19 protein-coding genes are annotated in these 21,900 nt (G+C 65.8%); 3 read left to right on the plus strand and 16 right to left on the minus strand.

Going from position 1 to position 21,900, the window contains the following annotated elements; all coding sequences use genetic code 11:
* Positions 1-237: 237 nt before the first annotated feature.
* From AC3FKG_RS22985 to AC3FKG_RS23000, 4 genes are all read right to left on the minus strand, one after another.
* Positions 238-1,410, minus strand: coding sequence for a thiolase (locus AC3FKG_RS22985; protein WP_488677476.1), 1,173 nt, complete (start codon positions 1,408-1,410; stop codon positions 238-240).
* Positions 1,411-1,415: 5 nt separating this feature from the next.
* Complete coding sequence (locus AC3FKG_RS22990; RefSeq protein ID WP_488744218.1) at positions 1,416-1,811, minus strand: Zn-ribbon domain-containing OB-fold protein; 396 nt, start codon at positions 1,809-1,811, stop codon at positions 1,416-1,418.
* Between the two features lie 143 nt (positions 1,812-1,954).
* On the minus strand, positions 1,955-3,499 hold the full coding sequence (locus tag AC3FKG_RS22995; protein ID WP_488744282.1) for an acetolactate synthase large subunit: 1,545 nt from the start codon (positions 3,497-3,499) through the stop codon (positions 1,955-1,957).
* 35 nt (positions 3,500-3,534) lie between these two features.
* Positions 3,535-4,314: a GntR family transcriptional regulator gene (locus AC3FKG_RS23000; RefSeq protein WP_488744219.1), complete on the minus strand. Its 780-nt coding sequence runs from the start codon at positions 4,312-4,314 to the stop codon at positions 3,535-3,537.
* A gap of 386 nt (positions 4,315-4,700) precedes the next feature.
* Here AC3FKG_RS23000 and AC3FKG_RS23005 point away from each other — a divergent pair, with 386 nt between their 5' ends.
* Both AC3FKG_RS23005 and AC3FKG_RS23010 read left to right on the plus strand, forming a co-directional pair.
* Entirely contained in the window at positions 4,701-6,263 is a 1,563-nt protein-coding gene (locus AC3FKG_RS23005) for a glycosyltransferase family 39 protein (RefSeq protein ID WP_488744220.1), read from the plus strand.
* Positions 6,264-6,554: 291 nt separating this feature from the next.
* The gene (locus tag AC3FKG_RS23010) at positions 6,555-7,052 is read left to right on the plus strand and encodes an acyl-CoA thioesterase (protein ID WP_211947521.1); all 498 of its coding nucleotides are present in this window, start codon (positions 6,555-6,557) and stop codon (positions 7,050-7,052) included.
* Between the two features lie 77 nt (positions 7,053-7,129).
* Here the strand turns inward: AC3FKG_RS23010 and AC3FKG_RS23015 are convergent, their stop codons facing one another.
* The 8 genes from AC3FKG_RS23015 to AC3FKG_RS23050 form a co-directional block, all read right to left on the minus strand.
* Positions 7,130-8,548 carry a sensor histidine kinase gene (locus tag AC3FKG_RS23015; RefSeq protein ID WP_488744221.1) on the minus strand — a complete coding sequence of 473 codons (1,419 nt, stop codon included), beginning with the start codon at positions 8,546-8,548 and terminating at the stop codon, positions 7,130-7,132.
* A gap of 196 nt (positions 8,549-8,744) precedes the next feature.
* Complete coding sequence (locus tag AC3FKG_RS23020; RefSeq protein ID WP_483712265.1) at positions 8,745-8,948, minus strand: CsbD family protein; 204 nt, start codon at positions 8,946-8,948, stop codon at positions 8,745-8,747.
* A gap of 68 nt (positions 8,949-9,016) precedes the next feature.
* Positions 9,017-9,598 carry a hypothetical protein gene (locus AC3FKG_RS23025; protein ID WP_483712267.1) on the minus strand — a complete coding sequence of 194 codons (582 nt, stop codon included), beginning with the start codon at positions 9,596-9,598 and terminating at the stop codon, positions 9,017-9,019.
* 271 nt (positions 9,599-9,869) lie between these two features.
* Entirely contained in the window at positions 9,870-12,989 is a 3,120-nt protein-coding gene (locus AC3FKG_RS23030; protein WP_488744222.1) for an efflux RND transporter permease subunit, read from the minus strand.
* 13 nt (positions 12,990-13,002) lie between these two features.
* Positions 13,003-14,211 carry an efflux RND transporter periplasmic adaptor subunit gene (locus AC3FKG_RS23035; protein ID WP_488744223.1) on the minus strand — a complete coding sequence of 403 codons (1,209 nt, stop codon included), beginning with the start codon at positions 14,209-14,211 and terminating at the stop codon, positions 13,003-13,005.
* On the minus strand, positions 14,195-15,463 hold the full coding sequence (locus AC3FKG_RS23040) for a TolC family protein (protein ID WP_488744283.1): 1,269 nt from the start codon (positions 15,461-15,463) through the stop codon (positions 14,195-14,197). Before AC3FKG_RS23040 ends, AC3FKG_RS23035 begins: the two co-directional genes overlap by 17 nt.
* Before the next feature lie 404 nt (positions 15,464-15,867).
* Positions 15,868-17,025 (minus strand): acyl-CoA dehydrogenase family protein, encoded by a 1,158-nt coding sequence (locus tag AC3FKG_RS23045; RefSeq protein ID WP_483712271.1) that lies wholly within the window; start codon positions 17,023-17,025, stop codon positions 15,868-15,870.
* Positions 17,026-17,157: 132 nt separating this feature from the next.
* On the minus strand, positions 17,158-17,496 hold the full coding sequence (locus tag AC3FKG_RS23050) for a DUF2442 domain-containing protein (RefSeq protein WP_483712272.1): 339 nt from the start codon (positions 17,494-17,496) through the stop codon (positions 17,158-17,160).
* Between the two features lie 157 nt (positions 17,497-17,653).
* Here AC3FKG_RS23050 and AC3FKG_RS23055 point away from each other — a divergent pair, with 157 nt between their 5' ends.
* Positions 17,654-17,902 carry a hypothetical protein gene (locus AC3FKG_RS23055; RefSeq protein ID WP_488744224.1) on the plus strand — a complete coding sequence of 83 codons (249 nt, stop codon included), beginning with the start codon at positions 17,654-17,656 and terminating at the stop codon, positions 17,900-17,902.
* Between the two features lie 15 nt (positions 17,903-17,917).
* Here the strand turns inward: AC3FKG_RS23055 and AC3FKG_RS23060 are convergent, their stop codons facing one another.
* The 4 genes from AC3FKG_RS23060 to AC3FKG_RS23075 form a co-directional block, all read right to left on the minus strand.
* Complete coding sequence (locus tag AC3FKG_RS23060) at positions 17,918-18,784, minus strand: LysR family transcriptional regulator (RefSeq protein ID WP_488744225.1); 867 nt, start codon at positions 18,782-18,784, stop codon at positions 17,918-17,920.
* 92 nt (positions 18,785-18,876) lie between these two features.
* A complete protein-coding gene (locus AC3FKG_RS23065) occupies positions 18,877-19,251 on the minus strand; it encodes a hypothetical protein (protein ID WP_483712275.1) in 375 nt (124 codons plus the stop codon).
* A gap of 215 nt (positions 19,252-19,466) precedes the next feature.
* The gene (locus AC3FKG_RS23070; RefSeq protein WP_488744226.1) at positions 19,467-20,306 is read right to left on the minus strand and encodes a class I SAM-dependent methyltransferase; all 840 of its coding nucleotides are present in this window, start codon (positions 20,304-20,306) and stop codon (positions 19,467-19,469) included.
* Positions 20,307-20,498: 192 nt separating this feature from the next.
* Positions 20,499-21,839, minus strand: a complete 1,341-nt coding sequence (locus AC3FKG_RS23075) for a PQQ-dependent sugar dehydrogenase (protein ID WP_488744227.1) — start codon at positions 21,837-21,839, stop codon at positions 20,499-20,501.
* Between the last annotated feature and the right edge of the window lie 61 nt (positions 21,840-21,900).

Raw genomic sequence — 21,900 nt, forward strand, 5'->3', positions numbered from 1 at the left:
GTTTTGGGGTGTTTTGGGTGTGGGGGGGGGGGGTGTTTTGCGCGGGCGGCGCCGGCGAAACAGCAGCGCCTGCCAAGAGCAGCGACCCCAGTCATAACCACAGACTCCCCATCGGCTACGCCGACGACACAACAGCATCCTGCCAATCACGCCAGCCCCCGCCAAAAGAAAACGGCGGTGGAACCAACCCCTCAGTTCCACCGCCGCCTCCCCACTTCCCTTCAAACCCAGATCGCTTTACACCGTTGCAGCCGTCCCCAGGATCGCCGTGGCCTGGCTGGACAGCGTACCGCCGTTGCCATGGACCACGGCGACTTCGGCGTTCTTGACCTGGCGGTCACCGCATTCGCCACGGAGCTGGCGCACGGCTTCGATCGTGATAAACATGCCGTACATACCCGGATGCACGCATGACAGACCGCCACCGTTGGTGTTCACCGGCAAGCGGCCGCCAGGCGCAATGCCGCCGCCGCTGACGAACTGACCACCCTCGCCCTTCGCGCAGAAGCCAAGGTCTTCCAGGAACAGCAGCGTATTGATGGTAAACGCGTCATACAGTTCGGCCACGTCGACATCCGACGGCTTGAGGCCGGCCATGGCGAACGCGCGCTCGCCGGATTCCTTGGCCGCCGTGACGGTGACGTCAGGCATGCACGAGATCTGGCGGTGCCACGTCGCGGTGGCGTTGCCGAGCACGTAGACCGGCGGCTTGGCCATGTCCTTGGCACGGTCGGCGCGGACCATCACGTAGGCGCCGGCACCATCCGTCACCAGGCAGCAATCGCGCACCGACAGCGGGTCCGACACCATGCGCGCATTGAGCACGTCGTCGATGCTGAGCGGATCGCGCATCTGCGCTTCCGGGTTGAGCTGCGCCCACTTGCGCGCGGCCACGGCCACTTCGGCAAGGTGTTCGCGCGTGGTGCCGTACTGATGCATGTGGCGCGCAGCGGCCAGTGCGTACGACGTGATCGGGCTCAGCGGCTGGTACGGGTTTTCGTACGGCTGCGGATCGAGCACCGCGCGCACCTTGCCGATGCCGGCGCGGCCCACGGTCGAAGTGCGCTGGTTGCTGCCGTAGCAGACCAGCACCGCATCGCACAGGCCGGCTTCGAGCGCCATCATGGCGGGCAGCATGTGCGAGACAAAGCTCGAGCCGCCGATCATGGTGCTGTCGAGGAACTTCGGTTTGATGCCGAGGTACTCGGCCACCGGCATCACCCACATGGTGGCGCCGACGCTGGCGGTGGCGATGCCGTCGATGTCGCGCATCGACATGCCGGCATCCTTCACGGCTGCCTTGGCGGCTTCCACCAGGATTTCCATTTCAGTCTTGCCATGGGCTTCGCCCATGCCGGCCTGGCCGACGCCGACGATGGCGACGCTGCCGCGCAGAGAAGACAGACTCATTTTGCTTAGCTCTCCACCGGATCGAACACGACGAGAGCGGGCTCGCCTTCTGCCTTGCCAGGCGCCACGCGCGCCTTGACGCGCATGCCGATGCGCACCGAGGTCGGGGCGATGCCCTCGACCCGGCTCATCATGCGCACGCCTTCGTCCAGGTCGACCAGCACGATGTTGTAGTCGCCGCCGGCTTCAGGCTTGCGGCGGATCACGCTGGTGGAGTAGACCGTGCCGGTACCTTTCGGATCGCTCCAGTCAAGCGCGTCACCGCCGCAGTGCGGGCAGATGTTGCGCGGGAAAAATACGTGCTTCTTGCAGTCCTGGCAGTGCTGGATGCGGAATTGGCCGGCCGCGAGCATGTCCGCGTAGACCTTGTCCGGACCCGCTGCCGCTCCTTGTTGGGGCATGGTGTCTCCTTCACAAATGATGCCGCCATGGGGCTTCCATGGCACAGCTGCCAGATTGCCGCACTATGCGCGGTGCAGCAATTCGCATCTGCCAAAGGCAGGATTCCCGAATGCGGAAATCCCCCCGTCCGGCAGGCCGGCGCTCAGATGACCAGCTCGATCAGGAACGGACCCTTGCGCTGGTTGGCCATGCGGAACAGGTCGGCGAAGGTCTCCATGTCGTGCGCGCGCGCACCCTCCACGCCCATGCCGTTGGCCATCTGCACCCAGTTCAGGTCGGGGTTGCCAATGTCGAGCATGTCGAGCGCGGTCTTGCCCGGGTTGGCACCGACACCGGCCAGTTCGCCGAGCAGGATCGCGTACTTGCGGTTGGCCAGCAGCACAACCGTGACGTCAAGCTGCTCGCGTGCCATGGTCCACAGCGACTGCAACGTGTACATGCCGGAGCCATCGGCCTGCAAGGCGACGACACGGCGGCCCGGCGCGGCCACGGCGGCGCCGGTGGCAAGCGGCAAGCCCGCGCCGATGGCGCCGCCCGTGAGCTGCAGCCAGTCATGGGGCGCGGCATTCACGGTGCCCGGATAGAAGGCCCGTCCGAAGCTGACGCTCTCCTCCACGACGATGGCCTGCTCGGGCAGCAGCGCCGTCAGCGTCTTCGCCACGGCTTCCGACGTGACCGCGCCGCGTGCAATCTCCGTCGGCGCCACGGGCGTCGATTCCGGCAACGCCGCGTTCCTTGCGCCGACCTCGTCGGCAAGCCGGACCAGCGCATCCGCGAGATCCTCTTCCGGCCGTGCCAGCACGTGCACGATCGCATCTTCCGGGTACGGACGCGGCGACTTGCCCGGATAGGCGAAGAACGTCACGGGCGCCTGCGCACCAACCAGGATCACGTTGCGGATGCCGGCCAGCCGGTCACGGGCCACGTCGCCGGAATAGGGAATGCGATCCACCGCCAGCCGCCCGCGTCCGCGCGACACGCGCGCGTTCGACATGGGCGTGATCAGCCGGGCCTGCGTGGCCGCGGCAATGCGATGCGCGTCGGCGAGCGGCGCCTCGCGCAGCGCGCTGCCCGCCACCACGATCAGCGTCGGCTGCCCGGAACGCAGCACGCGCGCGGCGTTCTGCACGGCATCGGGCGCGACCTTCGGCACGGACAACGGCGGCAGCGGTACGGCCACTTCTCCGCCGGCATCCCAGCACACGTCAGACGGGAGGATCAGGCTGGCGACGCCGCCCGGCGCGGCGCATGCGGCCTGCACCGCCGCCGCGGCATCAGCGCCGACCGACGCGGCGCGCGTGGCCGTGCGCGTCCACACCGAAACCGGACGGGCCCAGCCCTCAGTGTCGGCGGTGAGCGGTGCATCGAGCGGCCGATGATACGTCGCCTGGTCGCCGATGATGTTGACCACCGGCGTCTGCGCGCGGCGCGCGTTGTGCAGGTTGGCCAGGCCATTGGCCAGCCCCGGCCCGCAATGCAGCAGCGTGGCGGCCGGTTTGTCGGCCATGCGTGCGTAGCCGTCGGCGGCACCGGTGACGACACCTTCGAACAGTCCGAGTACGCAGCGCATGCCGGGAATCCGGTCGAGCGCCGCCACGAAGTGCATCTCGCTCGTGCCGGGGTTGGCGAAGCAGGTGTCGACGCCGCTGGCCAGCAGGGTCTTGACCAGGCTTTCAGCGCCGTTCATTGCTTGGGAGGTTTCCATGGATCGGGTTCCGTGATTCAGGACGGGTTGGCATCAGGCTGCCGCCCGGAAGCGGCCAGCAGGTCGAAATCGAGGCAAACGAATTCGGTCGGGAATTCAATGCGGGCGTAGTAGACGACCACGTCATCGACGCAGGCATAGCGGCGCAGTTCTGCGACCGGCGCGCCCACGGCGAGGTCCAGCGCGACCGCGGATTCCGCTCCGGCCGCGACGATGGTCAGGCGCTGGCGCGCGGCGCTGACCTGCAGGCCGGGAAACCGGTCCAGCACCTGCACCGAGGCGCCCTGCCGGAACGCCTCCGGCTCGCGCGCAAACACCTCGGCCTCGATGTAGACCTGGCAGACGGCAAAGGGCCGCCCTTCCACGCGATGCAGGCGACGCAGGAAATGGTATTCGGCGGCATGCCTGCCACTGCAGGGCAGGCCCAGGTCGGCGGGCAGGGCCACGTTGCCGCCGGATTCCACCAGCGCCTCGGTATCGATGGCATCGCCGATCGCGACGGCCTCGTCCCAGCTGGTGGAGAGCGAGACACGCCGCTGTGGCCGCCGACCCGCCTTGACGAAGGTGCCGCGGCCACGCGAACGCTCAAGCAGCCCTTCCTCATCGAGCATCGACAGGGCCTGGTGCATGGTCATGCGCGCCACGCCGTACTCGCGGCACAGCGCCTCCAGCGACGGGATCTGCGCGCCGGCCCCCCATGCCCCACTTTCGATCTGGCGACGAAAGATGGTGGCGAGCTGCAGGTAGACCGGCTGGCGGCTACGGGAAAGAAGTTCGGTCGATGGGTTATCCGACATGGCTGGCAGGCTGACGTGCCCGTTTCAATGACCGTCCGTAGGGACCACTGCGTCCCGGACAACATGCCGAACTCTATAAAGGTCTATAAACCTAGACTACTAGGGTTTACCGCCAACCAGTCCAACCAATCATCCGGCGCCACTGATTATTTGTGATTTTCAAGCATCATTTTTCTGCCGGCTAGCAGTGGGTCATTAATGTGTCAACTCGCACATTCATATTTTGTAATCATCCGTAATACTTTGGGATAATCACTGGCCGATCAGGCGATAGTCGATATCCCGTTCGTCAAGCCAATGCGCTGCGCGACCCGGTTTTTCGAGTAATCATGGGTTTCTAATTTTTTCCTGCGTTTCTCGTTCCGCGCGGGATTTCCCGAGTCAAAGTGGAAGAATTTTCAACGTATGCGACCGCGGAAGCCGCTACGGCGCAGCCCGCGGTTTATTCCGGTGTTTTCCAGACATGGTCACAAACCTTGCAGGAACTGGGCGCCAGCCGGGTCCTCGCACTGGCCGTGCTTTGCCATGTCGTTCTCTGGACACTATTGCCGAGCCTGCTGCTGAAGAATGCGTCACTCGACATCATCGAGGCGCTGGCGTGGGGACATGAATGGCAACTCGGGTACGAGAAAGATCCCCCGCTCTGGCCGTGGGTCACCGAAGCCCTGAGCGTTTGGCCGGGCAAGAATCTGTGGGCCTGTTATCTTGCCGCGCAACTCTGCATCGGAACGGTATTCGTCGCCGTGTGGCAGTTGGGGCGCCGCATCACGACCAAGCGCGAAGCGCTCCTCGGTGTCCTGTTGCTGGAAGGGGTCTATTACTTCAACTTCCCGACGCCGGAGTTCAACGACATTGTCCTGCAGATGCCGTTCGGCGCCCTGTTTGGCTGGCTATTGCATCGCGCCCTGACCGATAACCGCCTGCGCGACTGGTTCCTGTGCGGGCTCGTCGCTGGCCTGGGACTCTGGGCACGCTATTCGATGGGGGCGTATCTCGTCCCCATGGCGATGTTTGTGCTCGCGCACCCGCAGGCCCGCCATCGCCTTGCCGAACCAGGTCCCTGGGTGCTGGTATTGACCGCGCTGCTGACCTTTCTTCCGCACATGGCCTGGATCGTCGATAGCGGTTTCATCTCGATCGAGTATGTGGCCCGGCGAGCCCCGGAGGTCGGCACGGGCACCTACCTGGTCAAGCTCGCTTCATTCATCGGCGCGCAACTGGCGGCGCTCATCCCGATGCTGCTTCTTGCGCTGATGCTGTGGCGCTGGCGGGCCAGGGACGCCACGCCGGCGACCCCGCCATCGGACGCGAAGCAGTTCGACCGGGCCTATCTTGTCGCGCTGGCCCTGGGACCGATCCTCTTTTCCATTAGCCTCTCGGCCATCACGCAAAGGCCGCCCCGCGTCATGTGGGCGGCCCCCCTGCTGTGCTTCGTGGGGTTGCTGATTGCCACCTCGATCCGCCCGGTGTTGACCACGGCGCGGCTGCGTACCTTTGGCCGCGCCTGGATCGTGGTCCTGCTGCTTCCCGCGTTGCTGTTCGCGCTGGATCAGCTCGGCCGGCCAGCCCTTGCCGGCAAGGAGAACCGCACGCATTTTCCCGGGCGGCAGCTCGGCGCCGAAGTGACCGAGCGCTGGTTCGCCGAAACGGGAAAACCGCTCCGGTATGTGATTGGCGACACCTGGTACGCGGGCAATGCGGCGTTCTATTCCGACGACCGCCCGACGGCCCTGTTCGTGCACGGCGGCTATCGCTTCAATCCGTGGGTCACTCCGGAAGACCTCAGGAAGGCCGGCGCCGTCCTGGTCTGGGACGCGGAGAACGAGGGTCCGGGCATTCCGCCAATCATCGCGGAGCAATTTCCCGGGGCTGCCCTGCAGCCCGAAGTCCCGGTCCAGGGACCGGCCGAGACCCACAAGGTCGGCGTCGCAATCCTTTTCCCCAGCTAGCGTGACGAGCGAAGGACGCAACGTCCTTCCGCTGCTGCCCGTGCGCGCGCCACCGGCTTAAACCCGGGAAATCTCGAAGGTGCGTGCGGACGGTCTTCCCGCGCGCACCACACCATCGATCCCGCATCCAACGGACGGCCACGTCCTCGCACCTGGCCGTTGTCGTGCCAGTGCAAAAGCCACCACATCCTCGCGCCAACTCCATGCGGCAAGCGGCCAGAATGCGTTATGCCCCGACCTTCCCCGGGACAGGCGCGACTGCCGCTCTGCAGTCATTTCCGGAGTCAATCCATGTTGATGCGAGACGTGATCCCCCAAGTGCTGAACCGCGGTACTGCCATGCTGACGCAGGACCTGCTGGAGACACCCCCGCAGAAGACGTTCCACCATGCCATCGATATCTATCTCAAGGATTCCAATGCCTTCATGAACACGTACTTCGCCCGCTACTTCGAATGGCAGGGCATCTGCCGCGAACGCTGGTTCCACGAATGCATCCACGACAACCTGCTGGCCACCGGCGGCGTCTTCGTAACCAAGCGCGCGCACCAGGAGTATGTCGAGGAGACGTTCCCGTTCCAGCGCGTGGACTGCTACCTGAACACGTTCCAGGTCAAGCAGTGCTCGGCCTACCTGCTGTTCCGCTTCTGCGTCGGCGGCAAGCCGGTTTCACTGGGGTACCAACAGATCGTATTTGCCGACAAGGACAAGCGGATCAGCCGCTTCCCGCACGGCATCATCGAGCGCGTCAAGGAATATGAACTGGTCCTGCCGGCACTGGCCAGCTAAGACCCGCTGAGGGATCCGTTGCCGCCGCGGCCAGCACGGCCATGGCTGCAACGCGGGCCCGGCGCCGCCGGTTGGGATCAGCCGGCGGCGCTGGCGCGCAGGCGCCCGTCCGCCATGGGGGTGAAGCGCGGCAGCCGCAGCGTGAAGGTGGTGTGCGAACCGGCCACTGACTCGCACTCGATGCGCCCGCCAAACGACTCGATCGCGCGACGGCAGAAGGCCAGGCCCAGGCCGGCGCCGCTGCCATGCGCCTTGGTGGAGAAGAACGGATCGAAGATGCGCGGCAGGACGTTGGCCGGAATGCCGGAGCCGGTGTCGCGGAAGCGCACCACGTGGAAGGGCCCTTCGGCGGAGCCGACAATGTCGATATGGCCGTCGCCGCGCGCGCGGATGGCATGCAGCGCATTCTTCAGCAGGTTGAACAGGACGTACACCAGCAGCGTGTCCGAGCCCACGAAGCGCCAGGCATCGTCGATGCCGCGCACCTGCACGCAGGCTCGGTCTTCGCCCTGGAACGGATAGCGCTCGAGCGCGGCGCGCACGCAGTCGCCGATGCCGTGGGGCGCGAAGGTGCTGCGGTCCAGGCGCTCGAGCGTGACCGAGGCCAGTGCCATGTCGATGACCGTGCTGGTGCCATCCACCTCGCGCGTGATCGCGCCCACCAGGCTGGACACCCGATCGAGTTGCCCCGGACGCATGCGGTCTTCGCACAACCCGTGTTCCACGGCGAGCCGGTAGCCCTGCAGCACCTCGGGCCACGTCCGCGCCATCTCCTGGGCCTGCATGCGGATGGAAGCGAGCGGCGTTCGCACTTCATGGGCCACCGTGGCGGCCAGCGAATACGGATGCATCAGGTCGTAGCGCACCACGCTGACTGCGAGAATGCCAAGGCTCAGCGCCACGAACACCACGCCAGGCGGATAGAAGGCATAGCCGTAGTTCGCTGCGTAGTCCATGGCGGCCAGCGAGTAGAGCATCACCGCCACGAGGCACAGGTTGTAGCGCTTGCGGCGTTCCGCGGTCGCGCTCCGACGCGCTTCGACCAGGATCCAGGCACTGCGCACCGCCACCATTACGGTCTGCACCAAATGCAGCGGATGCAGCGGCCCGGCCTTCGGGTAATCACCGAAGAAGTACGTGTAGTAGCCCGCCACCACCTGGTCGCTGGACAGCAGCAGCATGGCCAGCAACAGGCTCATGCCATAGGACGCGAGCAGGATTGGCCGCTCCTGGCGCCGCTCCGTCACCTCGGCGATAAAGTGGTAATAGGTGGTCGGCAGGAACAGGATGAACAGGTAGCCAAGCCGCGCGAGCACCGTGGCCACGTCGGGATGCTCGGCCTGGAACAGGAACACCCAGGTCCCCTGCCAGGCAAAGGTGGTCACGCACAACAGGAAGAACGACGCCGACACGCGCGTGACGCCCTTGGTCACCAGCACATAGAGGCCGTAACCGAGAAAGATGGACGAGACAAAGGCGGGCAGGACGGCGTACATGCGTGGCGCGATGAGGGGGTGTCCCCGAAGCAACGTGACATGTTAAGTCGGCTACGCTTGCGGCGTGCATCATTTGATTGCATTCAGAGCTAACTTGCGCTTAACGCATCCCCTACCACCCGGGGGTTCCCAAAATGCAGCGCGGCGGCCGGACGCTTTCGCATCCGGCCGCCGCACCGGTCAGAAGGGCCGACGCCTACCAGCGCGCGTCGTTTTCCCAGCTCTTCATCTCTTCTTCGGCACGCTCCTTGGTGTAGCCATAGCGCTCCTGGATACGGCCGGCTAGCTGGTCGCGCTTGCCGTTGATCTGCGTGATGTCGTCATCCGTGAGCTTACCCCACTTTTCCTTGATCTTGCCCTTGGCCTGGTCCCACTTGCCTTCGATCTGATCCCAGTTCATCTGGTGCTCCTTGTGTGGTCATTCCGCGATGGTGGCGGCGGGTGCTGGCGTCGATGTTTCTTTGGTGGTCAGCGGCCGTACTTGGCCTTCACATCGGCCACGCACTTGTCCTTGCTGTCACCGGTCATGGCGTCGCAACGTTCCTTGTCGGCCTTGTAAGCGGCATCCGTGGTGTCCTTGCGGGCATCGCGGCGGGCCTCGGCGACGTCGGTACGCGTACCGGTCGCGGCGGCCTTGTCTACCTTGGCTTCACCCAGGGCCTTCTCGTGGGCGGTCTTGGCGTCCTTCTTGCACACGTCCTTGTCGTTGCCGGACTTGTCGTCGCACATTTCCTTGGCGACGTCGTAGTCGCGGTCGGCCTTGGTCTTCATGGCTTTGACATGGGCCTTTTCGGTACCGTCGCGCCTGGCCTCGGCATCGGCCTTGGCCACGTCATGGTCGCGCTTGGCCTCGGCCTTGCACACGTCCTTGGCGTTGCCGCTCATGCCGTCGCACTTGCCCTTGGCTGCCTTGTAATTGTCGTCGGCCTGCTTGACGGCCGTGTCGTAGTCGGCCTTCGACCCGGCTGGATGGGTCTGGGCCAGGACATAGCCTGCCGGGACGGCAAGCGTCATCGAACACACTGCAGCTGACAGCCATTTCTTCATCATGTCGGGCTCCTTCCACGTGAATGATTGGCGGGATTGCCGTCGCAGCCGACAGCCGTTTACCTCCGGCCACCTGCTGCATGTGTTCAGCGTAGGTTTTGGGGCGCTGGTCCTGCAGAAGTGCAGTTCCGAAAGGGACGTCAGAGGATTCCGACAGGAGAACGGCCGCGCGCGGGAGCTGCAGGCGATCGGGACAGGGACTTCGGCGGCGCGGCATCGCATTGCCATGCCCTGTAAGCAAAAAGCCCGTCCTGGGAGGACGGGCTTTCTGACATCAGGAGGACAGCGAATCGGTCAGCCGGTTGTTCGGCTCCTCGTCTTCCTCGTCCGGCCAGTTGCGGCCGACCATCCACTCGTACAGCGTGGGCAGCACGATCAGCGTCAGCATCGTGGCGGTGATCAGGCCGCCGATGATGACGATGGCGAGCGGGCGCTGGGTTTCCGAGCCGATGGCGCGCGAGATCGCCATCGGGAACAGGCCCAGCATGGCCAGCAGCGCCGTCATCAGCACCGTGCGCAGCCGGTCCATGGAGCCGGTCAGCACGGCCTGGCGCACCGGCATGCCCTCGTCGCGCAGCTGGTTGAAGTACGTCACCATCACCACCCCGTTCAGCACGGCCTGCCCGAACAGTGCGATGAAACCGATGGCCGCCGACACCGACAGCGGAATGCCCGTCAGGAACAGCGCGAACACGCCGCCGATCAGCGCGAACGGGATGTTCGAGATGATCAGCGTGGCGCTCTTGAACGACTTGAACGCATTGAACAGCAGCAGGAAGATCACCAGCACCGACAGCGGCACCACGATCGACAGCCGTGCCATCGCGCGTTCCTGGTTCTCGAATTCGCCCGACCAGCTGATCTTGACGTCCTCCGCATTGACGTTCTTCTTCACCAGCTCCTGCATGTCCTTCACCACGCTGCCCATGTCGCGGTCGTGGATGAAGATACCGATCGAGGTGGTGCGCTGGCCGTTCTCGCGGCTGATGTTCATGGCGCCCGAGGCGGCACGGAACGTCACCAGCTGCGACAGCGGCACCTGCGCGCCGTCAGCCGTCTGCATGAAGATGTTCGGCAGGTTCGGCAGCTCGCGCTCCGACGGCTTCAGGCGCACGGCCACGCTGAAGTGCTTTTCACCTTCCCACAGCTCGGTGGCGGCCTTGCCGGCGAGCGCGGTTTCCATCAGGTCCTGCACGTCGGCCACGTTGATGCCATAGCGCGCGGCCTGGGCGCGGTCGAAATCGAGCACATACTGCGGCAGTTCGCCGTCACGGTCGATAAAGGCGCGCATCACGCCCTTGACCGACTGCACGTTGGCCAGGATCTGGTCGGCCACCTGCTTGTTGTGCACAAGGCTGTCGCTCTGCACTTTGATGACAATCTGGCCCTTGATCTGCGAAATCGATTCCAGGATGTTGTCACGCACCGGTTGCGAGAAGTTGGGCTCGATGCCCGGCAGCCGGCGCAGGTTGTGGTTGATCTCCTCGATGATCTTGCGCTTGTCGTAGCCAGCGCGCCATTGCTTGTCGTTCTTCAGGTCGACAAGGATTTCCACCGTGTTGATCAGCTTCGGATCAGTGCCGTCGTCGGGGCGGCCCACCTTGGAAATCGTCGTGTTGACTTCCGGCGTCTGGCGGATCACGCCGCGCAGCTTGCGTGCCTGGTCGCGGGCCTCGTCGATCGAGACCGAGGCCGGCAGGTCGAAGCTGACCCACATCGAGCCTTCGTCGAGTTCGGGCAGGAATTCGCTGCCCAGGAACTTGCCCACGCCCACGGTCGCCACCAGCAGGCCCAGCGCCACGCCCACCACCGTCTTCTTGTTGTCGAGGGCCCAGGCCAGCATCGGCTCGTACAGCCGCTTGCAGTGGCGCACCACGAAGTTGTCGTCGTGCGCGATGTTCTTCTTCAGCAGCAGGTGGCAAAGCAGCGGCACCAGCGTCAGCGAGATGATCAGCGAGCCGATCAGTGCGCCCGTGACCGTGTAGGCCATCGGCGCGAAGATTTTCCCTTCGTGCCGCTGCAGCGTGAAGATCGGGATATGCGCGGCGATGATGATCACCATCGAGAACACGGTCGGCCGGCCCACTTCCGTGGTGGCCTGCAGGATCGCGTAGAGCCGCGCCTTGCTGTCCTGGATCTGCTGTTCCTTCAGCTCGCCCAGGCGCTTGAAGATGTTCTCCACCACGATCACCGCGCCGTCGACGATGATACCGAAGTCCATCGCGCCCAATGACAGCAGGTTGGCCGGAATGCCGACCCAGGTCAGCCCGATGAAGGTGGACAGCAGCGCCAGCGGGATCACCAGCGCCACGATGGCCGCCGCGCGCACGTTGGCCAGGAACAGGTAGAGCACCGCCATCACCAGCAGCGCGCCTTCCACCAGGTTGCCGAACACCGTGTGCAGCGTCTTGTCGATCAGCGTGGAGCGGTCGTAGTACGGCACGATCTTCACGCCCTTGGGCAGGATCTGGTCGTCGAGCAGATCGATCTTCTTCTTGAGCGCGTCAAGCACCAGCGACGGGTTCTCGCCCTTGCGCATCACCACGATGCCCGAGACGATATCGTCTTCGTCGTCCTGGCCCATCAGGCCCTGCGGCGGCGCCGCGCCGATCTTCACCTCGGCAATGTCCTTGACCAGGATCGGCGTGCCGTTGTTCTCGGCCACCACCACGTTGGCGATGTCGGCCGAAGTCCGGAAGCTGCCCAGCGAGCGCAACAGGAACTGCTGGCGCCCGTTCGCCACCGCGCCGCCGCCGGCGTTGGAATTGGCCCGCTGCAACGCGGTGAAGAGCTGCGACAGCGAGATCTTGGCGTCGCGCATGCGTGCCAGGTTCGGATTCACCTCATACTGCTTGGTGGTGCCGCCGATGGTGACCACGTCCGCCACGCCGGGCACCTGCCGCATGTTCTTCTCGACCACCCAGTCCTGCAGCGTGCGCAGCTCCTGCGGCGTGTAGCCCTTGCCGGTCAGCCGGAAGCGGTAGATCTCGCCGATCGCCGTGGACAACGGCGCCAGGTCCGGATGCACGCCATCAGGCAGGTCCACGCCGCGCAGGCGCTCCAGGATCTGCTGGCGCGCGGTCACGTCGGTGGCCTTGTCGTTGAAGGTCACCATCATGAACGACAGGCCGAACTGCGTGTGCGAGAACACGCGCACCGAATTGGGCGTGCCCGCCATCGCGGTTTCGATCGGGATCGTCACCTGGCGCTCCACTTCTTCCGCGGCGCGGCCGGGGTAGAGCGTGATGATGTTGACCTGGATGTCTGACACATCCGGGAATGCCTCGATCGGCAGGTTCTTGAACGCGGCCAGGCCGCCGCCCACGAAGATCAGCAGGCCCAGCCAGACGAACAGCTTCTGGTGCAGGGCAAAATTGACAATACGCTCAATCATCTGACGGCCGTCCTCATTGCTTGGCCGCCGCGCGCGCCTTGTTCACGGCGGTAGCGTCGCGCAGGATGTCCTGCAGGTAGAGGTTGCCTTCGGTCACCACGGTTTCGCCATCCTTGATGCCATCGAGCACTTCGGTGATTCCGGGCAGCGATACACCCACTTTCACCGGGCGGCGCACGAAGGTATTCGCGGCAGTCCGCACGAACACATAGTTGCGGTTATCGGCCAGGAACACGGCCTTGGAGGACACAGCGATGCCGGTGAACGAGGCGGCCTTGAGTTTTGCTGTAACGAACATCTCGGCCTTCAGGCGGCGATCGGGATTGGGAACCGTGAGGCGCACCTTGATGCTGCGCGCGGTGGGATCGACATAGTCGGCCATCTTCACCACGGTACCGGTGAAGGTTTCGCCCGGATACGCGGCGGTGGACAGTTGCACGTTCACACCGGCCTTGAACAGGCCCATGTCGGCCTCGGCGGCATCCACCTGCGCCCACAGCGTAGTGGGATCGGTCACCAGGAACAGCGGCGCCGTGGGGGGCTGGTCCGGGCGCAGTTCCATGCCCGGGTTGATGTTGCGTTCCACCACCAGGCCGTCAATGGGGCTGCGCAGGGCAAAGCGGTTGACGCCCTCGCCCACGATGGCGCCGTACTGGCGCAGCGCGGCCTGCGTGCGCTGCAGGTCGGCGGTCGCGCGGGCCGCGTCACCCTGGGCCTGTTCCAGGTCTTTCTGCGCAATCACGCCGGCCTGGTACAGCTCGCGCTGGCGGGCCAGCGCCTTGGAGGCCACCGAGTTGTCGGCGGCGGCCTTGCGCGCGTCGGCCTGCGCCACGCCGAAGTCCGACGACGTCAGGTTGGCCAGCGGCTGGCCAGCCTTCACCGTGGCGCCCGGCTGCACCAGGATTTCCGTCACGCGGCCCGCGAACGGGGTGGACACGCGCACGGTCTTGTCCTCATTCCAGACCAGGCGGCCCGGCAGGCTCAGCATGCGCTCGCCGCCGGTGCGGGCCGGCTCGCCCGCGATGCCGGGCAGCGCCTTCACGCTGGCCGGGAACTGGACCGTCTCGCCGGTCACCTTGGGCTCGTCATCGGCCTTGGGCGCTTCGTCCTTGCCACACGCGGCAAGCGCAAGCGCGCACAGGGACAAGGCAGCCACGCGCGCGGGCATGCCGGCACGGGAAAAATGAAACACTTCGGACAGCAGATTAGGGACGCGGCGCATCGGTACGGACCTGGGAATTCGGGATGGAGCTGACGGGAGTGGTAGTGGACTGCAACGCGGTGCGGTATGCCGACAGGGCCTTGGCGTAGTCGCCCTGGGCATTGGTGGCGTCGAGCCTGGTCTGGCGCAGCGCGCGGCGCGCATCGAGCAGGTCGAGCACGCCGGTTGCGCCCTTGGTATAGGCAAACTCGGCGCTTCCCGCGACCGATTCGGCGGCGGGCACGACCGATTCACGCATCTGCCTGAGCGACAGGCGCGAGGCTTCGAGCTGGTTGCGCAGGCGCTCGACCTCGTTCTGCGCTTCGAGCAGCACGCGGTTGCGGTCGTCGAGCGCGGCGTAGTAGTCAACCTCGGCGCGGCGGGCCTCGCCACCGTTGCTGTGGCGCACGAAAAGCGGAATCGAGACAAAGACGCCGTAGCTGTTGCCGCTGCCGTTCGTGTTGGTCTCGGAAATCGGGTAGTGCTCGTATTGCGCGCCCACGGTCACGTCGGGCACGCGTCCGGCGCGGGCCAGGTCGCGCGCCGAGGCGGCGGCGGCCAGCCGTGCCTCGGCCGCGGTCACGTCGGGGCGGCGCTGCGCGATTTCCGGATCGACCGGCGGCGTCGGCTCGTCGAGCGATGGCCAGTCCGGCACCAGGCGGTTATCGGCCAGCGTGCCCGGCACCCCCATGGCCTGGGCCAGTAGCGCCTTGTCGCGCATATGGTCGGCCATGGCCTGCCGCATGTCATTCTGCGCGCGCAGGTTGTCGAGCTGGAGCTTGGTCACGTCGGCACGCGAGACATCACCGGCTTTCAGCCGGGTCTCATTGGCCTGTTGCGTGCGGGTATAGAGCGCCACCGTCTCAGTCAGCACCTGGACACGTTCCTGGCTGACCACGGCATCGTAGAACGCCTGCTCGACCGCTCCGGTCTGCTGTGCGACCACGGCCTGCAGCGCCTCGCCGGCCGCCACGCTGGCCTTCTGCGCGGCGTCCTTGCGCAAGTTACCCTTGTTGGCGGTCTCGACCAGCTGGTCGATGCGGAAGGTCGAATCGACGGTCTTGCTGCGCAGGTTGCCCGAGCCGACACCGGCGTGCGGGTTGATATTCTGCACGCCCACGCTCAGCACGGGATTCGGCCGCTGCGACGCAATCTGGATGTCCGCCTGGCTGGCTTCCTCGCCGCGGCGGGCCGCGATGATGTCGCGATTGCATCGCAACGCGTCCTGGCGCGCCTGGGCCAGCGTCAGGCTGGCCTTCGGCGGCGGCGGCATGCAGGGCCCGTCGGGCGGAAGCGGCTGGCTGGCAGCCTGGGCCAGCGGGGCCGTCAGGCCGGCCACGGCCGCCAGGATGGCGGCGGCAGCAGCTCTTGAAACAGGAAAAGGCACGATTCGGTCTGGCTCGTTCGACAACAGTCAAAGGTAAACGACCGTGCCCGCCAATTGGTGCACCGAACTGACGATATTTCGTCACCTGGCACGTCCCGGCAGCGTGTTTTTCCGCTGTCTCCGGTACCGCACACGATCCCAGCCCCGCATTCAACCCGAATCGGATTACAAAGCGCTTTCATCCTGAGAAAAAAAGCACTAACTGCGGCGAAAACACCAAATAAAGGGAAAACCCCACTACCCCGAAATGCGAATGCACCACTTGGGTGCATTTTCATTCCAGTGATGCCTCATCCCTTGACCCGCTCGTCCAGGCCGAGGCTTCTGCCGATGATTTCCTTCATGATTTCGCTGCTGCCCGCATAGATCCGCGAGATGCGCGCGTCGGTGTACATGCGGCAGATACGGTACTCCTCCATGTAGCCGGCGCCGCCATGGAATTGCACGCCCTCGTCCACGACGCGCCCTTGCAACTCGGAAGTCAGCAGTTTGGCCGACGCCGCGGTCTCGACGGTGAGCGTTCCGGCATTGTGCTGCAGCACGCACTGGTCGACAAAGGTCTGCAGGGCGTCGAGCTGGGCACGCAGCGTCGCCAGCCGGAAGCGCGAATCCTGGAACGTGCCGATGGCCCGGCCAAACGCCTTGCGCTCCTTCACGTAATCCAGCGTGATGTCGAACGCCACCTGCGCCGACGCCATGTAGCCACAGGCACCGATCAGCCGCTCCTCGGCCAGGTGGCGTGTGAGATAGCGGAAGCCCTTGTCGGGCTCGCCCAGCACGTTGGCCTTCGGCACCTTGACGTTGTCGAAGAACAGCTCGGAGGTGTCCTGCGAATGCAGACCCATTTTGCGCAGCTTGCGCCCGCGCTCGAAGCCGGGCATGTCGCGCTCGACGATGAACAGGCCCAGCCCGTGACTGCGTTCCGGGTCGGTGCGCGCCACCACCACAACGTAGTCGGCAAGCTGGCCGTTCGAGATATAGGTCTTGGCGCCATTGAGCAGCCAGTGGTCGCCCTTGTCCTCCGCACGGGTACGGATGCCGGCCAGATCCGACCCGGTCTGGGGCTCGGTCATGGCAATGGCGAAGATCTTCTCTCCGCGCGCTGCACCCGGCAGGAAGCGCTGGCGCTGCTCCTCGTTGCCGATGCGCCCGACATAGGGTGCCACCAGCCGCGAATGCAGGGTGCCGAAGAAGCCCGTGTCGCCATGGCGCGCGTTCTCTTCGATCAGGATCTGCTCGTAACGGAAATCCTCCACCCCGGCGCCACCGTATTGCTCGTCCGCCCACATCAGCAGGTAGCCCTGTTCGCCGGCCTTGCGGAACACGTCGCGGTCCACGCAGCCCTGCTCGCGCCAGCGCTCGCCGTGCGGACCGACTTCGCGCTGGTAGAAACGGCGCGCGGACTCGCGGAAGCTCTCGTGTTCGGCGTCGAAGATGAGGCGTTGCATGGGGGTGTCTCCTTTCTCGATTTTCTGCTGACGGAATCAAACCAGTGTCGGCCTTGCGGCCGGCGTCAGGTTCGTCGGAAAGGATGATTTTTCGAGCGCCGGGGCGCTGGCGCGGACCGATGCCGAAGACCGCTAGGCTTGCGCGGCCACCTTGCGCGGACGGCCGCCCAACCGGCCATTGCGCCGGGCGGCGGCCGCCTTTTCGGCGCTGGCACTGGCGCCGCCGCGCCGGCCCATTTCCGCCGCCATCCACCGCCGCGAGCCAAGAAATCCCTCAAGCAGGGCCGGCAAGTACAGGTCGGCATCGAGCCGCGGGAAATGGATGCCCAGGCCGGAAGGACTGATCTGCGCATCGGCAAGATCGGCAGGCCGCGCATGCTCCAGGCCCTGCACCGCCGCGGGTGGGAAGGCCGGTTCCAGGCCTGAGGACAGGCCAATCACCACGCGCCGGTCATAGCGCACGGAGAGCACCGCCGGGTTCCCGCCTTTTGTTCAGCGCCGCGTGCCCATGAGACAACAGCGCATTCAATGCAACCTTATTGATATGAAACGGAGATAACTTTCATTACTCAATCCAGTCGCCGACGCCGATACTGAATGCATACAAAACATCGACCTGGAGCGGGAAATGGAAGTGGCTTTGTGGATTGCCGGGGCACTCGCCCTGATGGCGCTTGGCGCAACCGTGACCTACCTGATCGGGATGGCCGTGCCGGAACCGGTATTCGAACGCGCCCAGCAGCATGGCCGCTACGCCGGGCTCGGCGCGGCGACAGACGGGCGCCGGGGTGGTGGCCGACGTATCCGCCGGATGCGCCGGATGCGCATCCTGCCGGCCGCACACCCTGCTCTACGCCTGGCACCGGTGCGCGCCTGAGCGCTCCGGCCGCTTTCAAGACAGAGGAAAATCCCAGCGCTGCGACCAGTCCGATTCTTCACGCACGATATCGTGGAGGATCCGGACCGCGTCATCCAGGGCCTGGTATCCCGCTGATTCGGCGTGGACCAGGAACACCGGGTACGAGAATTCCGACGCGTCCTCCACGCGTTCGAGCAAGCCGTTGTCCAGGTAGCTCTGCACGACGCGCGTCCGGAAGTACCCGCTGCCGCCGACCTGCAGGATGTACTGCAGCGCCAGCGGACCGAGGTTGAAGTACAGCGACGACCTGGCGTAGCCGGGCAGCGCGCTGTCGTGCTGCCGGCGGAATTCCGGCCCCCAGTCGACATACACATAGGATCCGGCGCGCTGCGTGGAACGGATCAAAATCAGCTTTTCCTCCATCAGCTGTTCCACGTGCATGCCGGCGGCGTACTCGGGCTGGTAGACCAGCGCGGCGTCCAGCGTGCCCGACTGCAGCTTGCGCTGCAGTTCCATGCCATCGCCCACTTCGGCGCGCACCGCATGGTCGGGCATCTGCTCCCGCAGGCGCGTGGCCCACAGCAGCACCAGCGGATTGCCCAGGCTGATCTCCGCGCCGAACGTCAGCATGCTGCCCAGCCCGGCCGGCAGCGGCAGGTCACGGCACGCCGCTTCCCACGTCTGCACGAGCTGGCTGGCATAGCCCAGGAAGCGCTGGCCATCGGCGGTCAGCCTGGCACCGGCCTTGTTGCGGTCGAACAGCCTGCTGTTGAGTTGCGATTCCAGGCTCTTGATGCGCGCCGTGACGGCGGTCTGCGTCACGTGCAGCTTGTCGGCGGCCGCAAGCAGGCTGCCGGTCCTTACCACCTGGAGGAAAGTGCGGGCAAGTTCGATATCCATGCGAAGCGAAGCGGGCCGGACAGTTGGAAGGGGATGCGCCGCTCCGCGGCGTGGCCAACCTTACCATGCTCCCAGCGCGTCCCGGGCGCCGCTTACCTTGTTGGCAAGGCAGGCGCAGGCATGGCCGCCGGCATCGCGCGCGCCTGACCGATCGGCAATGGCGATGGCGCCGCCGCGGGCACCTCGACGCGCGTCATGGCGGCGCGCGCCGGACGCGCCGGCGACATGCCTTCGACCGGATGCAAGGCCTGTCCGTTGTCGTAGCCGGTGGCCACGGACTCCAGATACCCCTGCGGAAACTTCTGTTCCGGCGTGACGGCCGATGGCGTGGGCAACGTGCCCTGTGCCAGCGCCACGCTGTTGGCGCAAAGCCCCAGCACGCGCAGCAGGATCATGGCGCGCCTTGCCCGGCGCAGTACGGTACGGGCGCCCGGCGGCTCGCCTCGGGCTTCGGAAGGGGTCGTCATCACGGTTCTCCAGGGGGGGAGCCATCGCTCCGGTTGGGCCATCGAGCACGGAGACCGCGCTCGACGCTCAATCCGCAATGACCATGCCACGCACCGGACCGCCCGCGCGGCCTGCATTGCGCCACTTTCCTGAGTCGAAAGAACGAACGGCGCCAACAGGCGCCGTTTGCGGTGTTGGCCGCAGGCCAACCATCGGTATGGGATCGCGCTAAGGGCTACGCACCGGCCTGCACAGGCTTGACCGCCCAGGCAAGCACCGCTGGCATGGGCACGACAAAGTCATTGCCTTTCATGTAAGTGGCCACCGTGCCGCGCAGCACGGCGCGGATCTCGTCGCGCGCCTTCGGGCTTTGCGCGCGCAAAGTGGCCGCGGCGCGCACCGTGCCTTGCGCCAGGGCGTCAAAAAGCTGGTCCGGCGTGGAGAAGCGCCACTGCTGCGGCACCTGGCGGCACGCCGCGCCCGTAAAGCCGGCGGCCTGCAAGGCACCGATGCATTGCGACGGATCGCTGAACTGGAAGAAGTTGGGACCGGCCGGCAGGCCCACGTCCATCGAACCATAGGCCCGGATCGCAGCGTACACCGCGCCGAAGCCGATGGCGCGCTCCGGCGTATCCCACACCGTGAAGCCGATGCGCCCGCCGGGACGCAGCACGCGAAAGGCTTCGCGCAGGGCCTGGTCGGGATCGGTCAGGTGGCACATGCCGAAGCCATTGACCACGGCATCGAAGCTGCCGCCATCGAACGGCAGGTCCTGGGCATCGGCCTGCTCGAAATGCAGGCCCGGATGGGTCTGGCGCGCCAGCTCCACCTGGGCGGCCGAGAAATCAATGCCGACCGTGTCGGCGCCGCGACGCGCCGCCGCCGCCGCCACGTAGCCCGCGCCGCTGGCGACGTCCAGCACGCGCTGCCCGCCGGCGACCTGGGCACTGTCCAGCAATGCGTCGACCGATTGCGTGGTGACGACCGTGAGCTGCTCGTGGTAGCGGCTGACCACGCCGGGATCTTCCCAGCCGGCCAGCTCGAAATCACGGAAACTCTCCCCCGTGTGATCCATTGCACCCTCCCTTGGCGAAAAATCGCTGCGGGGCGCTGGACTGCCGCCCGTTCAGGCGACGCGTGCCCTCCGGGCGCGTCGTCGCCAGACAAGCGAAGTATAGTCACCACGGGCGCGGTGGCCAGTCCGGGCTTGCAAGCCATCCCATGCGGGATGGCCACAGCGGCGGCGATGGCGCTTCCGAAAGGAGTGTCAGTGCGCTCCACTCACGCGCCACACGGTGTTGCCGACATCGTCCGCAACCAGCAGGCCGCCGCGCTTGTCGATGGCGACACCGACCGGGCGGCCCTGAGCATCGCCGCTCGCGTCGAGGAAGCCGCTCAGCACGTCGAACGGCGCGCCGTTGGGACGGCCGTTGTCGAACGGTACGAAGATCACCTTGTAGCCGGCGAGCGGCTTGCGGTTCCACGAGCCGTGCTGGCTCACGAACATGCCGTGCTGGAACCGCGCCGGCAGGCTGCTGCCAGTCGCCGCGGTCATGCCCAGCGACGCCGTGTGGGCGCCTACCGCGTAGTCCGGCACGATGGCCTTGGCGACCATGTCCGGCGCCTCGGGCTTGACGCGCGCATCGACATGCTGGCCGTAGTAGCTGTAGGGCCAGCCATAGAAGCCACCGTCGCGGACCGAGGTGATGTAGTCCGGCACCAGGTCGCTGCCGATCTCGTCGCGCTCGTTGACCGAGGTCCAGAGCGCGCCGGTCGTCGGCTCCCATGCCATGCCATTGGGATTGCGCAGGCCGCTCGCGAACACGCGGTGCTGCCCGCTCGCGCGGTCGACCTCCCAGATGGCCGCGCGTCCCGCTTCCTTGTCGATGCCATTCTCGCCCGCGTTGCTGTTCGAACCCACGGTCACATACAGCTTGCTGCCATCAGGGCTGGCAATGATGTTCTTGGTCCAGTGATGGTTGATCGGACCGTCGGGCAGGTCCAGCAACTTCTGCCCGGGCGCCGTGATGCTGGTCTGCCCCGGCTGGTACGGAAAGCGCAGCACGGCATCGGTATCGGCCACGTAGAAGTCGTTGCCCACCAGCACCATGCCGAAGGGCGAGTGCAGGTCCTTCAGGAACACCGTACGCACGTCGGCCACGCCGTCGCCGTTGGTGTCGCGCAGCAGCGTGATGCGGTTGGCGCTTGGCGTGCCCGCGCCCGCGCGTGCCTGAACCTTCTTCATGATCCAGCCGCGAATGCCCTTGTAGTCGTCGGGCTTGGGCGGTGCGTTGGTTTCGGCGACCAGCACGTCGCCGTTGGGCAGCACGTAGACCCAGCGCGGGTGGTCGAGCTTGCCGGCGAAGGCCACCACGGACAGGCCTTCGGCGGCCGTCGGCCTGGCGCCATCGGCCCAGCCTTTCGGCGGTGCGATATGGATGGTCGGAATCAGGGCCTTGTCCGGTGCCGGCAATTGCGGCGTGGGACCGAAGCCGGCTTCCGAAGGCAGCTTCGCCGATTCACCGCAGCCGGCCAGGCCCACGGCAAGCGCCAGCGCCGCAATGGCGCTCGCACGTGAATGCAAGACGGGGTGGCGCGGCTGCGGCATGATGGCACCTCCGGACAAAGCAGGCCTTGCCTTGACTATAGGTGCGCACCAGGACCATCTC

The sequence above is a fragment of the Cupriavidus sp. 22TCCZM04-2 genome (assembly GCF_057798895.1).